13 protein-coding genes are annotated in these 16,138 nt (G+C 35.8%); 9 read left to right on the top strand and 4 right to left on the bottom strand.

The features are described from left to right. Positions 1-408 carry a DUF3021 domain-containing protein gene (locus ATN92_RS16800; RefSeq protein WP_056954192.1) on the top strand — a complete coding sequence of 136 codons (408 nt, stop codon included), beginning with the start codon at positions 1-3 and terminating at the stop codon, positions 406-408. A 200-nt stretch (positions 409-608) separates the two neighbouring features. Here ATN92_RS16800 and ATN92_RS16805 read toward each other — a convergent pair whose 3' ends face one another. Both ATN92_RS16805 and ATN92_RS16810 read right to left on the bottom strand, forming a co-directional pair. Beyond that, positions 609-1,277 (bottom strand): ABC transporter ATP-binding protein, encoded by a 669-nt coding sequence (locus tag ATN92_RS16805; RefSeq protein ID WP_056954194.1) that lies wholly within the window; start codon positions 1,275-1,277, stop codon positions 609-611. Further along, on the bottom strand, positions 1,277-2,329 hold the full coding sequence (locus tag ATN92_RS16810) for an ABC transporter permease (RefSeq protein ID WP_056954196.1): 1,053 nt from the start codon (positions 2,327-2,329) through the stop codon (positions 1,277-1,279). The genes ATN92_RS16805 and ATN92_RS16810 overlap by 1 nt, the downstream gene beginning before the upstream one ends. A gap of 127 nt (positions 2,330-2,456) precedes the next feature. Between ATN92_RS16810 and ATN92_RS16815 the strand changes: the two genes are divergently transcribed. From ATN92_RS16815 to ATN92_RS16840, 6 genes are all read left to right on the top strand, one after another. Next, the gene (locus tag ATN92_RS16815; protein WP_056954198.1) at positions 2,457-3,011 is read left to right on the top strand and encodes a TetR/AcrR family transcriptional regulator; all 555 of its coding nucleotides are present in this window, start codon (positions 2,457-2,459) and stop codon (positions 3,009-3,011) included. A gap of 106 nt (positions 3,012-3,117) precedes the next feature. Further along, entirely contained in the window at positions 3,118-4,740 is a 1,623-nt protein-coding gene (locus tag ATN92_RS16820) for an APC family permease (RefSeq protein ID WP_056954199.1), read from the top strand. A 330-nt stretch (positions 4,741-5,070) separates the two neighbouring features. Beyond that, a complete protein-coding gene (locus ATN92_RS16825) occupies positions 5,071-6,699 on the top strand; it encodes an APC family permease (protein ID WP_056954200.1) in 1,629 nt (542 codons plus the stop codon). Positions 6,700-6,866: 167 nt separating this feature from the next. Next, positions 6,867-8,660: a hypothetical protein gene (locus ATN92_RS16830; protein ID WP_056954202.1), complete on the top strand. Its 1,794-nt coding sequence runs from the start codon at positions 6,867-6,869 to the stop codon at positions 8,658-8,660. 309 nt (positions 8,661-8,969) lie between these two features. Continuing rightward, complete coding sequence (locus ATN92_RS16835) at positions 8,970-9,506, top strand: DUF1836 domain-containing protein (protein WP_056954204.1); 537 nt, start codon at positions 8,970-8,972, stop codon at positions 9,504-9,506. 1 nt (position 9,507) lies between these two features. Beyond that, positions 9,508-10,356 (top strand): DegV family protein, encoded by an 849-nt coding sequence (locus ATN92_RS16840; protein ID WP_056954206.1) that lies wholly within the window; start codon positions 9,508-9,510, stop codon positions 10,354-10,356. A gap of 330 nt (positions 10,357-10,686) precedes the next feature. On the opposite strand, the gene ATN92_RS16845 is transcribed toward ATN92_RS16840, so the two are convergent. After that, the gene (locus ATN92_RS16845; protein WP_056954208.1) at positions 10,687-13,011 is read right to left on the bottom strand and encodes an ABC transporter ATP-binding protein/permease; all 2,325 of its coding nucleotides are present in this window, start codon (positions 13,009-13,011) and stop codon (positions 10,687-10,689) included. 185 nt (positions 13,012-13,196) lie between these two features. Between ATN92_RS16845 and ATN92_RS16850 the strand changes: the two genes are divergently transcribed. Beyond that, positions 13,197-13,775: a TetR/AcrR family transcriptional regulator gene (locus ATN92_RS16850; protein WP_056954210.1), complete on the top strand. Its 579-nt coding sequence runs from the start codon at positions 13,197-13,199 to the stop codon at positions 13,773-13,775. Positions 13,776-14,053: 278 nt separating this feature from the next. Here ATN92_RS16850 and ATN92_RS16855 read toward each other — a convergent pair whose 3' ends face one another. Next, a complete protein-coding gene (locus ATN92_RS16855) occupies positions 14,054-14,584 on the bottom strand; it encodes a PadR family transcriptional regulator (RefSeq protein WP_056954212.1) in 531 nt (176 codons plus the stop codon). A 70-nt stretch (positions 14,585-14,654) separates the two neighbouring features. On the opposite strand from ATN92_RS16855, the gene ATN92_RS16860 reads away from it, so the two are divergent. Beyond that, positions 14,655-16,091 (top strand): MFS transporter, encoded by a 1,437-nt coding sequence (locus ATN92_RS16860; RefSeq protein WP_056954214.1) that lies wholly within the window; start codon positions 14,655-14,657, stop codon positions 16,089-16,091. Positions 16,092-16,138: the final 47 nt, after the last annotated feature.

Below are 16,138 nucleotides of genomic sequence, written 5' to 3' on the forward strand. Positions count from 1 at the left end.
ATGATAAGAAAACTTTTCCGTTATGGCTTGATTGGAATTCTGATTGGATCGTTAACCTATTTAGCAATTCTTATTATGCAGGGCACAACCACAGTTACACCTCAAAATATTATCAGTATTTGGATTATGAGTCTTTTTATCGGTTGGATATCGATGATATTTGAATATGATTTAAATATTTTATTAGAAATAGTGATTCATTTTGTTGTCACTTTGGCTTTAGTAATAGCAATGACTTCTTACAATGGGTGGCTTAGTGTTTTATCCAAACACAGTTGGAACAATCTGTTTACGTTTGTTATTATTTATCTCTTTATTTGGTTGGGAATATATCTCAATCAAATGGTTGCTGCCAAGAAATTAACTAAGTTAGTAAAAATACGTAATAAAAAAAACGACCTCCATTAGGTGTTCAAGATAGATCTTTTACTTGAATCTCTTAATAGAGGTCGTTTTTTTTTACAAAATTACGTATTAAACATACTTAGCTTCAAGTCATGCCCATAGCGTTCCAACACATTTCCAATTCTTGCGGAAGACGGGATTCACACCTTAACCAAGTTTGAGTAAGAACAGCCAAGTTAGTCGCATAATTTAAGCCTTTCAAACTACTTATTTACTTTCTTCAGTTTACCATCTTCAATTTGCCAAATGGAATCAACTAAATCAAGAACACGTTCGTCGTGTGTCACCATCACGGCGGCTTTATCTTGTTGGTGAACAGTTTCTTGAATAATCTGAACGACTTCACGACCACGTTTTGAATCCAAGCTGGCTGTAGGTTCGTCAGCTAAGATCAAATCGGGTTGATTGATAAAAGCTCTAGCGATAGCGACACGTTGTTTTTCACCGCCAGAAAGAGCATTGGGATAACTGTTTAAACGATGTCCCAATCCTAATTGCTTGAGAATAGCGATGGCATCAGTTGGTTTCTTGTTAGAAATTTTTTGGATGAATTGTAGTTGTTCAGAAATCTTTAAATAAGGAATCAAATCAGAATTTTGGAAAATAAAACCGATCTCATTTAAACGAAGTTGAGTCTGTTGTTTTTTGGAAAAGTGACTGATATCTTGATTATTCAGCAAAACAGTTCCAGAACTAGGCGAAAGCAGGGCACCCATAATTGTGAGTAAAGTACTTTTACCAGCACCACTAGGTCCAATAATGGCAGCAAATTCGCCTTTTTCGACGTGGAAGGAGATGTCTTTCAAAACTTCATTGATGTTTTCTCCATCGGGATAATTTTTGATAATATTTTTCAATTCTAAAACTGACATTAATTGTTACCTCCGATAGTGTTGATAGGATCGACTTTGACAACTTTGATGAGTGAGAGAAGCGCACTTAAAAGTGCAATGATGAGAAATAGTAGTCCGGTTCCTAAAAGTGTTGTCAAACTAAGACTAAATGGCATTGAGGCAGGCATTTTCAGTTGAATCAGATAAGTTACTAAAAATGAGACAAGAATTCCACTTACAGACAATAGTCCCATTTCAGATAGGACGTGTCTGACTAAGTAGCCAGTATTCGTACCCAAAGCCTTGAGGGTTCCGAAATCGCTGAGTTTTTGTAAATTGATAATGTAGAAGAAAACAGCGAGAACGAATAATGAAATGAGATATAGGAAACCAATCATTAAATAAAGTGAACTTTGTTCAGCCGAATAACCAGGGATATTGTTAATTAAAGTTTGCTTGCTGATAACTTGGTAACCAGATTTCTTAGTTAGATTGTTCTTTAAAGCAATAGCGTTGAAACTATTGGAGTCGGGTAGAATATTTTTGGCCTGCTGATTGTTTAAATAAATAACAGGTGAATGTGAGTAAGATTCAGTATTGGTGAAGCCAGCAATTTTAAAAGTTTTACCACTGTTTGAGTCTTTGAAACTGTCACCGACTTTGTAACCGTCAGATTCTAGTTTACGACTGACATAAACCTGATTGCCGTCAGTCTTTTTAACAGTTTTAGGAGTAAGAAAACTGTCCTGATTTATGACGAAGTAGGCAATATCTGTTTTCTTGCTAGCATTATTTTTTCTTTGGATAGTCATTTGAGCGACACTTAATTTTGTAGCGTCGTTATGATATTTGTTTTGAAACTTTTGCCAATCCTTCTTTGATAGATTGGAACGATTGAGTCGAGCTTGTGATCCTTTTTGAAGAATAAATGTTTCGGCAGGGGTCTCTTTGATGGCTGAACCACTGTCATTGGCCAGACCATTAGCTAATCCAGTGATGAATAGGACTAAAAAGACAATCAAAAAGATGATTAATCCTAAGGCACTGAATTTCCATTTGTCGTGTCTGAGTTCCCTTAAAGTTAAATACATGTTTGTACCTCCTTGACTTATGGCTTTATAATATTAAGAAAGTGCTTTGTGAACAATAAACAGACCAATGTAATTCGTGTCTTAATACACAAAAAGCACCAAGTTGTGAAGTAAAGGAGGGTTCAAAATGAATGAAAATGATCGCCGTACTAGACGTACGCAGAAATCTATCCGTGAAAATTTCATCGATTTAATGTCAGTCATGCCAATTGAAGAAATAACGATTCAAAAAATCACTGACAAAGCTGACATCAATCGTCGCACATTTTATCTTCATTACGAGGATATTTATGACTTGCTTCATAAAACGGAAGACTATGTAATGCATCATTTTTCTGAAATACTAGAGGAGTTTGAACCTCCAAATGATAAGAGTGCCATTGGCCCACAATTTTTCAAAGTCGTTATGTCTTATATAGAAGCTAATCAAAAAATGATTGGTGTCTTGTGTCGCAATCCAGATTCGGAGTTGATGCAGAAATTAATTCAGTTAACCGTTACGAACGGCCAACGAGTAATTCCTTTTTCCAATCAAATCGAAGCTGAATATATTTTGAATTATTGTTGCTGGGGAATGGTCGGCGTTTTGCATACAGCGATGCGCAAAAAAGATTTTGATATTACTAAACTATCGAATTTAGCTGATAAATTATTGATTTCAACAATCGAAATCGACAAATAACAAACAATTTAATTCAAGAAAACGTTTTTAGGCTCTATGTATATAAACTCAAAAGAGTAAAATATAATCTTGTGTTAAATATGTATATAAATTATAGGAGCTTATTATGGAAGATTTAGAACCAAAAAAGAACTATATAAGCTGGCCTATTCTTGCCTTAATGGATTTTGTTACCGTAATCGGGTTTGATGATTTAACTTATAACTTCCAGAACCAGGGTATGGGTGTTATTACCTCTTGGGTCATCATGCTATTTTTATATGTTATTCCATATTCATTAATGGTTGGTCAATTAGGATCAGTTTTCAATCATGAAGGTGGGGGACTTACTTCATGGGTTCGTGGTACTAGTGGTGAATTTCTAGGTTACTTTACTGCGTGGACTTACTGGGCAGCTTCAATTCCTTATGTTGTTGATACTGCTAACTCAATCGTTGTTGGACTCGGATGGGCCTACAACGGTAATGCCAAGATGCAAAGCCAAATGTCAAACGGCTGGTTTGCTTTTTGGACATTGATTACTTTTATTGTCTTTATTTTTGTACAATCTCGTTTCAAACGCTCACTTGAAGTTTTGAGTACAATTGGTGGTATCGCCATGTTTGGAATGACTGTATTGTTTGTGTTAATGACTTTTGCCGGACTTGCTGCTGGTGGTCATATTGCAACACAACCAATGAATCTTCATACAATCGTACCTAAGTTTGATCTTCATTATCTAACAACGATTGGTTTGTTGATTTATGCGGTTAATGGTGCCGAACTTATCGCACCTTTCGTTACAAAGATGCGTCATCCTAAGCGTGAATTCCCTAAAGCTATGATCATGTTAGCCGTTATGACGGCCTTCTTGACTATCTTTGGTTCATTCTCATTGGGTGTGTTCTTTGATGGATTCAACTTACCAAATGACTTGAAGATGAATGGTTCTTACTATGCATTCCAAGCTTTAGGTAAGCAATATCATATGGGTAATACTTTGATGTATATCTTTGCTTGGACTGAAGTATTTTACCTAGCAGCCTTGTTAGCCGTTCTATTGGACGCTATGACAAGAATGTTGATCTCTGATACAGGTGCTAAGTACATGCCTAAGGTCTTACGTAAAACTAATTCCAATGGCCTACCAGTTAATGGTTACTTATTAACTTGTGGTTTGAGTGCTTTCATCATGTTACTAGGTATTTTCTTACCAAGTATGAATGATATTTTCAATTGGCTATTAAACTTGAACGGAATTATTTCACCGGGTGTTACTTGCTGGATCTTCTTTGCTTTCATTAAGATCAGACAAGACAGTCAAAAATTCCCTTCAGACTATGTCTATATTAAAAATGATAAATTAGCTCTAGCTGTTGGTTGGTGGTGCTTGATCATCACTGCCATAGCTACAATCTTTGGTATTGGACCTCAAGATGTTAAGTTTGCTTCATCAACATGGTGGTATGAATTAGTAATTAACTTCATTGCCATTATCGTCTTGATTGGTTTGGGTGTTGTCTTACCATACGTAACACGCCGTGAAGGTAGAAGTACTACTGGTTCAGCCTTTACACGTCTACAATGGACAGGAATCCTAGCTGCTTTGTTCCTAACAATTGTTGGTGATTTGGCTTTAGGTGGTTCTAATTATGAACACAACATCGTTTCAATCGTGATTATCAGTATAGTCGGAATAGCTCTGGTTATCGCCTTCGGTTGGAAGGAATATAATCTAAAAGAAGCATAATAAATAATAGCGTCTATTCAGAATTTCACTGCATATATTGTGTGAATTCTAAATAGGCGTTATTTTGTTGTCTAAATATTTGTTTAAAAAATTTTTATATATCTAGTTCGTTGCTTTTATGGTAAAATATTTCGAGTCGCTAACTTTCCAAATTGTACACAAAATAGGCAACAGTTACTGTTGCGGTCATGTCGGGGAAGTAAGCGCTTAAATTTTTTTATACTTTCGAATCATTTTTTAATTTATTTAGCAAAAAATATTGTATATTTTAAGTAACCGTTTGGTGAGTAAATTAAGAAAGTATGATTTATTTTCACTGAGGAAAACGCCATGACAGATTTAGGAACAAAGAAGAAATATATTAGCTGGCCAGTGCTAGCTCTAATGGATTTTGTAACTGTAGTTGGATTCGATGATCTAACCTACAATTTTCAAAATCAAGGAATGGGCGTCATTACGTCCTGGATCATCATGATTTTACTGTATGTTATTCCATATTCATTGATGGTAGGCCAACTAGGGTCGACCTTTGATGATGACGGTGGTGGATTAACATCGTGGGTCAGAGAAACTAGTGGAGAATTCTTAGGATATTTTGCAGCTTGGACATACTGGGCCGCCTCGATTCCTTATGTCGTTGATACGGCAAATACAATTGCTGTAGCCATGGGCTGGGTTGTTAACGGCAGTGACAGAATGCAGTCTCAAATGTCGAACAGTCATTTCGCACTATTCACATTATTGATATTCATTTTCTTCATTATTATTCAGTCACGATTTGAACATTCATTGGAAGTACTGAGTACAATTGGTGGGATTGCCATGTTTGGAATGACGGTTCTATTTGTAATAATGACCGTTACGGCCTTAATGATGGGTGGTCATATTGCGACTAAACCACTAACTTTCCATACGATTGTACCTTCATTCAATCTCCACTATTTAACAACTTTAGGATTTTTGATTTTTGCTATTAACGGGGCTGAAAGAATTGCTCCATTCGTTACGAAAATGCGTAACCCTAATAAAGATTTTCCTAAAGCCATGATTATGTTGTCTGTTATGACAGGCTTTTTGACAATCTTTGGATCATTCTCATTAGGTGTTTTCTTTAACGCCTATCATCTACCAGATGACTTGAAGATCAATGGTTCCTACTATGCTTTCCAGGCTTTAGGTAATAAATTCCATATGGGTAATACATTAATGTACTTATTCGCCTTCACGGAAATCTTTTACTTAGCAGCTTTGTTAGCAGTGTTATTGAATGCCATGACCAGAATGTTGATTTCTGATACTGGCAACAAATACATGCCAGAATTTTTGAGAAAGACTAATTCAGCTGGTTTACCAATTAATGGTTATATACTAACTGTAGCTTTGAGTGCTTTCATCATGTTCTTAGGTATTTTGTTACCAAATATGAAGGATATCTTCAATTGGTTATTGAACCTGAATGGAATCATTTCACCGGGAGTTACATGTTGGATTTTCTGGTCCTTCATCAAGGTTAGAATGAGAGATGATATTTATTCATCAGGGTATGTTTATATTAAGAATAAAACCATGTCATTGATTGTTGGCTGGTGGTGTCTGGGTCTGACAGGAGTAGCTACAATTGCTGCAGTCGGTCCACAAGATGTTGCTTTCGGATCTTCAATGTGGTGGTATGAATTAGTTATTAATTTTGTAGCTATATTTGTTTTAATTGGCTTAGGTTTTGTATTACCATACATAACAAAGAGAGAAAAAAGAAGTCAGACAGGTACAGCTTTTACCAGAGCTCAAAGAATTGGAATCTGGGTAACTGTCTTAGCAACTTTGCTTGGTGATTTGTATCTGGGAGATACTAATTTCAGTAGTAATGTTGGTTATATCGTCTTATTAACAGCGATTGGCATCGTTATGACGGTTGCCTTTGGTTGGCGTGAATATAATCTTAAAGAAAGTCTTGAGTAATGTTCAAGGCTTTTTTTATTGCCGTCCTTCATAAAAAGAAAAGCTGACTGAGGCGGTAGGAGGTTGATGGGAAACTAAAATATAAGAAAGAACCTTCAAATTTTTTTGCAATCTAATGGTCCCCAATCAAAATATGATATTCTATGACTAATAGGGAGGGGATTATTGTGTTTTATGATTTTTTGATTTTGACGCTGAAATTTGGAATGTTATCATTCTTGCCAATGATTTTGGCAATAGTTTTTGATAAGAAACATACAGTTTTTTATGCTGGCTTACAGTTGATCATTTTTTTGATCCAATATCTGTATGTGTTTATATTCTTACCGGGGGCTTATTTGTATAATGTAATTTTTTACAATCTTATTAATCTGTTGCTATGTACAACTATCTTTGGAATACTATTCTTAATTTTTAGCTCTAGTAAGTTTAGTGTTAGAAGTGCGCATGGTGGATCTAGTTTAAATCTCAAATATATTGCTAAACCAGGATTCGGTATTATTTTGGCATTAGTTATCGTGGTTGCATTAGGAACCATCGTTAACATGCGGCCTTTTGCTAAAGCAATCGCTAAGACAACGAACGTTCAACAGTCACAACAAGTAAAAGATGCACCGATGCCAGTAATTAGCTCCAGCAAGAAGGAAGTTCCGGTTGTTAATTCGAACAAAACTGTCAGCAGTCAGCTGCAAAATTCTCTTTCTAATGTTAAGAATTCAAACGTTTATAGCTTGAATCATTTAAGAGTTCAGTTTTATCATGGAAAATTAGTTTATATTGCACCACTGGATTTTGAAGGTGATTTCTTTAGATATGTACACTATAAGAAAGTACCTGGATATTTTATTGTCGACGCAACCTCAAAGAATTCTCATCCAAAATTTGTAAAGAAAGATATGGCTTATACTCCATCAGCATATTTTGGACATGATGTTAATAGACGCATTTATTCAGCAATTAAAGGTTCCAACTTAGTGCTGACAGGTGGAGATGCGCAATTAGAGATCGATGAAAAAGGGAAGCCATACTATGTAAAAACACTTTACAAAACGTATGGAATCACTAGATCTCCTAACTATAAAAAAACGTGGTTAGGCATGGTTGATGCAGAAACAGGAAAGACACGAATCATTGAACAAAAGAATGCACCTAAATGGTTAGATGTGACATTTGATCCTGGTATTGCCTCAAGTAAGGTTGAATCCTTTAGCAGTGACAGAAATGGCTGGTGGAATGCTCATGGAATCGGTGGCTCAAGAACTGGCGTTATGGAAGCCGTTGATAATGTGGGAACAGAAGGAGTAAATAAAGAATTTACTCCGATTTCTTATAAAGGTCAGGTATATTATTTTGCTTCAATGACAAGTAAGAATAAGAAGCAAACTTCTGTATTAGGATATATTTATGTTAATGCCAGAAACGGTAAAACTTATTTCTATCGTGAAAAAGAAGATGCAATGACACCTAATAGAGCAAAGAGCCTCGCTGAAAATAGAATGAAGCAGACCCAATGGAAAGCAAGCATGCCATTACTTTATAGAATTGATGGCAAACCAACTTGGATCGTTTCAATGATAGATTCAAATGGGGCATTTATGTCTTATGTTTATCTTTTAGCGAATGGTAACGGAACTCAAAGTACTGTTTCTGTAGGCAACGATGCCAAAACTACTTTGACAAAATATCGTGCATTGGTTTCCAATGGACTAACCACAGCCAGTTCGTCCAATACAAGTGTTGAAAGGGTATTTAGTGGGACAGTCAAACGAGCAGTTATTGATAGTGACAATATCATTTTTCTATTGAATAATAGCGATAAAATTTTCTATGCTTCAAGTAAGAATGATCCTAAAAATGTCTTTGTGAGAGACGGAGACAAAGTGAAATTCTCAGGATCAGTATCAGAAAATACAGTTAATATCTCATCATCAGTAGTGATTAGTGGATTAGACGATAAGTAAAAAATTGTGACAAGAAAGAAGCTTTAAGCGCTAAGGAAACGTTCATGTTGACCTATATAAGGTTGATATGGACGCTTTTTTTGATACAAAAATAAAAGATTAAAATATTTGTTCAAAGCGAACAATCGAATTACCATTTAGTCTAAAGCAATAAGAAATTTACTTATGACATTCCAACTAAATTTTCTTGTCGTAAAGAATGGTAATGCAAATTTATCTTTATCAAACTATCTAGTTTTTAAAACTAGATTGAATAGTATTAATAATTATGATAAATTATATTTGTAATTACAAAAGGAGTGCATGTTCATGGATGAGTTGCAAGAATGGTTAGATAAATTGGAAAATTATCGTTTACCTAGGTTTGAAGATCTACCTGAATTAGATCTGTATCGTGATCAACTTTTAACATTAGTTGATAAGTATATTGGGCCTGTTTGGTTAGAAGAAGGACCGGTTGTAACGACATCGATGGTCAATAATTACGTTAAGAATGGACTATTGCCACATCCCGTCAAGAAACGTTACACACGTGAACACTTGGCATATTTGATTGCGATAACCTTTTTGAAACAAGTCGTATCGATTAATGAGATTCAGGCGGGATTAGAAGTGCAGACTAAATTGAATGGTGGCATTGCCAAGGCCTATGATTTTTTCTGCGATAAACAAGAGTTAGCTTTAAAAATGTTAAATCATCGTGAAGAGGGACAGATCCTCTCGGAAAATGACCAATCTTCAGCTTATTTAATGGTTGAGATGGTCACAATGGCTTTTGCAACAAAATTAATAACTAAGAAAATATTAATGATTGAAAGTAATAATCAAGACGAAAAGAGCGAGTAAAATGGAAAAGATTGCTGTATTGGTAGATTCTTGCTGTGATTTACCAAAAGAATACCGTGACAAAAATGGCGTATATGAGTTACCAATGCAAATTGCTTATCATGACAAGACTTATCTTGATCGTGTCGACATTTCAGCTGAAGAAGTCTATGAACATCTTCCTGTTGAGATTCCTAAGACTTCATTGCCTTCAGGGGAATCAATCGAAAAAACTTTGAATGAAATTGCTGAAGATGGATATACTCATATTATCTCTATTTCTGTTTCTTCGGGATTGAGTGGAACTTTTAACTTTCTCAAAGTATTTTTAGATGATGATGATCGTTTCACAACAAAATATTTTGATACTAAGCAAGTAGCAATAGCTTCAGGTTTGATTGCAATTGGTGCTAAAGATTTGATAGATGCAGGAAAAGGCTTTGATGAAGTAGCTTCTCAAGTAGCGACTATGATTAAACATGCTGTTGTTTACTTCTGTATTCCAACACTGACTTATTTGAGAGCTGGGGGCAGAATTAGTGCTGCCGCTTCTGTAGTCGGAGGAATGTTAAAATTAGCACCTATTATCACTTGTAAAGAAGACGGTTCATACACCATTGCCGCTAAAGCACGAGGTATGAAAAAGGGTCAAAAGATGATGTTAGACTTTGCTCAAAAATTTATCGGTGAAGATAAAAACTATTTAATTGGTATTGGACAGGGCGCTGATGAGGCCGGTGGTAAGAATATGCTAGATTTATTGCACGATAATGGTATTAAAGGTCAACAAGAATTTACCGAACAAGTTGGACCAGCTTTGGGCGTTCACACCGGACCTGGATTGATTGGGGTCGCGGTAGTTAAAATTTAATTTTGAGATAGAAAAGAACCAGTACTCGGAATTTGAGTACTGGTCCTTTTTGTGAATAACCAATGGGGTATATGTTTTATAGTGAAAACGAGCTGCGCAGGCCAGATTCCTGTGCTTTGCCTGACTTCACGAACTGTCTGCTACGTAGCCAATTCGTAAAATCCTGCAAATGCTCAGAATCTAATCAGGCCTGCTTCGCTCTCTATTGAAATGAGCTGCGCGAGGGCAACCCATTCCGGTTTGTTACAGTATCAAAATCGCCCGCAAAGTACGCGTGCAATTCTGATACTTAGACAAATCCTCGTGGGCTAACCGCCCTTGCTCCGCTTTCTATTCTGATCTCAATGCTGTGGCTGCGTCTTTTCTTGCCGCCATTCTAGCTGGGATGTGTCCACCGATTACTGTCAAAATAGTACTGATAATAATCAAGATTATCGCATGAACGGGGTTCAATTGTGCTACTCCGCTTAGATCGGTTAGTCCTTTTAGTATGGCATTGATAGGGAAGGTTGCTAACCAAGCAATTAAGATACCTAACACACCTGAGGAAACTCCTAAGATGGTTGTTTCGGCATCGAAGACGCGGGTAACGTCTTTCTTTCTAGCACCTAAGGCTTTCAAAATACCAATTTCTTTGGTTCTTTCTAGAACTGATGTGTAAGTGATGATACCGATCATGATCATACTTGTTACTAATGAGATGCCGGCAAAGGCAACTAGAACGTAAGTGATAGCGTCCATTAAACCACCTGTAAGACTTGAAACTTGTCCGGCTAAGTCAGTGTAAATAACTTTATCAGAGGTTTTCTTGCCTTTGTTGTACTTATCAAGGTAACTTAAAACTTTATCTTTCGTTTTAAATGTACTTGGGTAAATTAGAATACTTGATGGTGTGGCGGAACCACCTAAGTAACTAACAAGACTTTCTTTAGTTGTAGCATCATCAACACTGGCACCTGTTAGAACGTTTGTATCACTGTTCTTTTGGGCAGTGACAATATCAGAGTTCTTATTAGTATCAACGATATCCTTAGTTAGTTTGTCGCTATATGCGATACCTGATGAAAGGATATTCTCTGATGATTTGGATTTAACTTTTAAGATACCTGAGATCTTCAAAGTCTTATTATCAGAATTGTCGTAAAGACTGGCAAGATCAGTGTTTGGTGTGAAGAGACCAGCTGTTACTTGTTTGTAGTAATTATTGTTAGAAACAACTTTGAATTCTTGTCCAACAATTTTACTGAAGTCTAATTTCTGATTATCTTTAACTTTCATGCCGATGTTCTTTAAAGCGTTGACGTTAGTAGAGTTGTCACGGTCAACAATCAAAACAACATCATTTTCACTCTTAGGAAGTGAACCGGAGATAACTTTGTAGTGTTTCTTTAAGAAATTAGTTCCATTGTTATTTGATGAAGGATAAACTGAACTACCAACACCTGTAGATGAGGCCATGGCAGCGGACATGCTACTCATTGAATTTGAACTACTTGTATTTGAGAATTGGGCTGTTTTAACTTTGCCATCAACTTTACTCAAAAGATTCATTCCAGTTGAATAATTGTAAGTGATATCCTTACTCAATTCAGGATCAAGCTTTTTGATGTAGTTAACGTAGCTCTTGTTCAATTTGTTTGTGTGCGTTGACTTTTCCTGTTGACTAAGTTTAGCAGTTACTTTTTTAGAATTAGAACTCTTAACCTTAGTGTCAGGAGCAGTTTGTTTGGAAGCCGTTTGGGAAATTGTAACTGGGAACTGTGCCAGGGTATTTCCTTGAGTCTTATCAATTTGTTTTTGGAAACCAGATGATAAGGCCAAAACAATGGCGATACTGATGATACCAATACTGGAGGCAAAAGCTGTCAAAGCTGTTCGGGCTTTTTTTGTCTTTAAGTTAGTGAAGGACAATTTCAAAGCAGTCCAGAAAGTCATCTTAGTTTTCTTAAGTTCAAAGTTATCTTTAGTAGTATCTTCAACAAAAGGATTAGAATCGTCTAAAATTTTACCATCGGCGAAGTTGATAATTCTATCAGCGTATTCTTTAGCCAAAGTAGGATTATGAGTAACCATGATGACAAGTCGTTCTTTTGACAATTCCTTGATCAATTTCATGATTTCTTCACTGGTTTCAGTATCCAGTGCACCGGTTGGCTCGTCACAAAGTAGAATTTCGGGATCATTAGCAATTGCACGGGCAATGGCAACACGTTGAAGTTGACCACCAGATAGTTGGTTAGGCTTCTTGTTGATATGAGGTCCTAAGCCAACTCTTTCCAAAGCTTCACGGGCTTTACGCTTCTTCTCGTCGGCATTGACACCACTAAGTGTCATTCCAAGTTCAACGTTATCGATGATACTTAAATGACCGATAATATTGTAACTTTGGAAAATGAAACCAACAGAATTATTACGGTAGGCGTCCCAGTCAGATTCGGAAAAATCTTTAGTAGATTTACCATTGATGACTAAGTCACCAGAATCATAAATGTCCAAACCACCAATACCATTTAGCATAGTAGTTTTACCGGAACCACTAGGTCCCAGAATAGCGACGAATTCTTGTTTTCTAAAGGAGACGGATACATCGTCTAAGGCTTTAGTCACAGAATCGCCGACATAATAGTATTTTTTTATGTGTTTTAATTCCAGCATTAATTGAACTCTCTCTAATCTTCAAATTTTTAATGGCTTCTAATAAAATTTCTGTTAGAATGTCATTATTGCAACACTATGTTTCATATAATAAAAACAATTTAATGAATTTTCAACCATCAATTTGAGACAAAGTGTCATTAATTAAACGAAAATTACTTATTTGTTGTATTCAAGGAGAAGCTATGGTCGGAGTAAAAAATAATCGTCGGGCACAATATACCAGAAAGATTATTAAAGAGACAGTTTTATCACTTTTACAAAAAGAATCGATCGATTCTATAACTGTAACGGAAGTTTGCAAGGCTGCTGACGTTAATCGAACAACTTTTTATCGTTATTATGATGATGTGTATTCATGTGTCGACAGTATCGAAACGGATTTTTTGGACAATTTAAAAATCCCCCAAGGTACTTCAATGATCGAAGGATTAAAGATTATGCTTGGAGAATTCTATAAAAATCCGGCGTTGAGTAATCTGGTTTTTGTGGAGGGTAAAACTAAATTGCTAGATCGGATGAGTCACTTTCATGATCATGCTAAATTAGTTAAGACAACGATGGATGAATATGAAGCTACTTATATCATGCTAGGCGTCCAGGGTATTATGAAACGTTGGGTTAAGAATGGTATGAAAGAGTCACCAGAAGTATTGACGAATATTATTGTTAAAGTCGTTTTTGCCGAAGAATTGCAGGATAAAAAATCTCTTTTTGATTTACATGAAGTTAAAGAGGAACAGACTGGTTTTTCGGAAGTTTAGCTGAAAATAGATTTAGATTGCCATCTTCTACAACAAGCCGATTGGTCTGGAACGCTGTGGACGCTGATTTGAGCCAATTAAAGTTCGCAATTGTCTCAAATACAGGTCTTATACTAAGCGATAAATCGCTTAGTATAATTTCACGGCTGAGACCAATCGGCTTGTTGCTCCAGACTAATATCCTGTTCTATCGCCTATATATTTGAATTAGATAATAAATAAGAACGGTCTCTATTAACATGTATGTCTTGAATGTTTAATAGAGACCTTTTTTAGTGTTATAGATTTTTTAATTCAGAACGCCAGAGTTTCAAGTCTGATTTTTTATTGGAGAGTTCTTTTTGAATAATCAACTCACGTCCAAATTGTTCGGGATGGTAAACAACTTCTGATAACTCTAGTTCCAATTGAGCTAGTTCTAATTTCAAAGTTTGTTCTCTCATTTTTAGCAAAGCTTTTAAAATATCGAGATGTTTTTTACCCAAGAAGTGTAAGCGTAAGATGAAATCGTCATTGTTTAATTGAGTTATTTCTGGTGACAGCGGCAGTTTTAACCAGTCCATGAAAGTATCAGTTCCTAATTTAGTTAATTGATAAATTTTTCTTCGGGAATTGGCTTCGGTTGGTTCAACTAAGCTGATTAGTTCTTTATTCAAAAGGCGGTTTAATTCGGGATAAATTTGGCTGAAGGGTGCGGTCCAGAATTCAGCTTTTTCTTTATCAAAAATTTGTTTGATATCGTAACCTGTCATTGGTTGACGAGTCAATAAGCCTAGAATCATATATTGAAGTGTATTAGAACGTGCCATGGAATGCTCCTTTACAAATTTTTACTATGTATTAAACTATATATATTAATATATAGTTTAGAGGACGATTATGGAAACAGTTCAAAGAAAAAATTTAACGATGATCTTGATTGGTGTCGGGATCGTTATTTTTATGTCTACTCTTGATAGTAGCATTGTCACTGTGGCGCTACCAGTCTTGAGTAAGGCACTTCACACCAATATGAGTTTAATCAATTGGGTTGTGACGATGTATCTGATTGTGATGAGTAGCACTCTGATGATTTTTGGTAAATTAGGTGATAAGTACGGGAAAATCAAATTTTTCCAATTGGGAACTCTAATTTTTGTTATCAGTTCAGCGCTGTGTGCTTTATCAGTAAGTTGGTTAACATTAATTATTGCCAGAAGTTTGCAGGCAATCGGAGCTGCAATGACAATGGCTACTTCAAATGGAATTATTGTTGAAATTTTTCCAGATGATCGCCGTGGTCAAGCTTTAGGTTGGATGGGATCATTCGTTTCATTAGGTGGTATTATCGGACCAAGTTTGGGTGGGATTCTTTTGAATTTCTTCCCATGGCACATCATTTTCTGGTTAAATGTACCAATTGGTTTTATTGCAATTTTTATTCTATTTAAATATTTACCTAGCAGCTTGGATAAGAAGTTTGCTAGTGCCAAATTCGATTTGTTTGGCTCAGCATTGTTGATTGTAGGATTTACCAGTATGTTTGTCGGCATCCTTTTGAGTCAACAATTAGGTTGGAGTGATTGGCGCATTTTAACTTTGACAATCGTTGGAGTAATTCTTTTGACGCTATTATATCGTTATGAAACTAAACAAGTTGATCCAATTTTGCCGGTGAAATTATTTAAAAATAAATGGTTCTCAGTACAATTGCTAACTTGTTTCATGGTCTTTATCATTGATTTCTTCTTTGATGTGATTGCACCATTCTACTTGCAGAATGCTCGAGAGTTCAGTCCTTTATTCAGTGGTTTCTTCTTATTGATTTTCCCAGTTGTGCAATTGTTCGTCGCTCCAATTTCAGGAAGTTTAGCTGATAAGTATGATCCATTTAAAATTACTTTAGTAGGATTAGCTATTATTAGTTTCGGCCAGATATTCTATGTTCTAAGTGGATTGCAGAATACCATTCTGATTTTCGCCTTTGGAGCTGCTATGGCAGGATTGGGCAATGGATTATTCCATTCTCCTAATAACGTTTTAGTCATGAGTACAGTTGATGAAAAAGATTATGGATCAGCTGGTAGTGTTTATAGTTTAGCCAGAACAGTTGGGATGGTAGTTGGTTCAGCTATGTCGACAACGTTGTTGTTTGGTTCGATGTCAATCTTGAAAGGTTCCAGAGTCACTTCTTACATACCAAGTGATCCACAATTATTTATTGATGGAATGCATTTAACTTTTGGATTGTCATGTACCATCAGTGTCTTATTGTTAGTTGGAATTTATTTATGGCATCGCAAAGTGTCAAAAGAAAATCCGTCATTAAAATTATAATAATTAGAGTTAAAATTAGGGCAGCCACTATGGCTGCTTTTTTGATA

It is taken from the genome of Companilactobacillus bobalius (assembly GCF_009764355.1).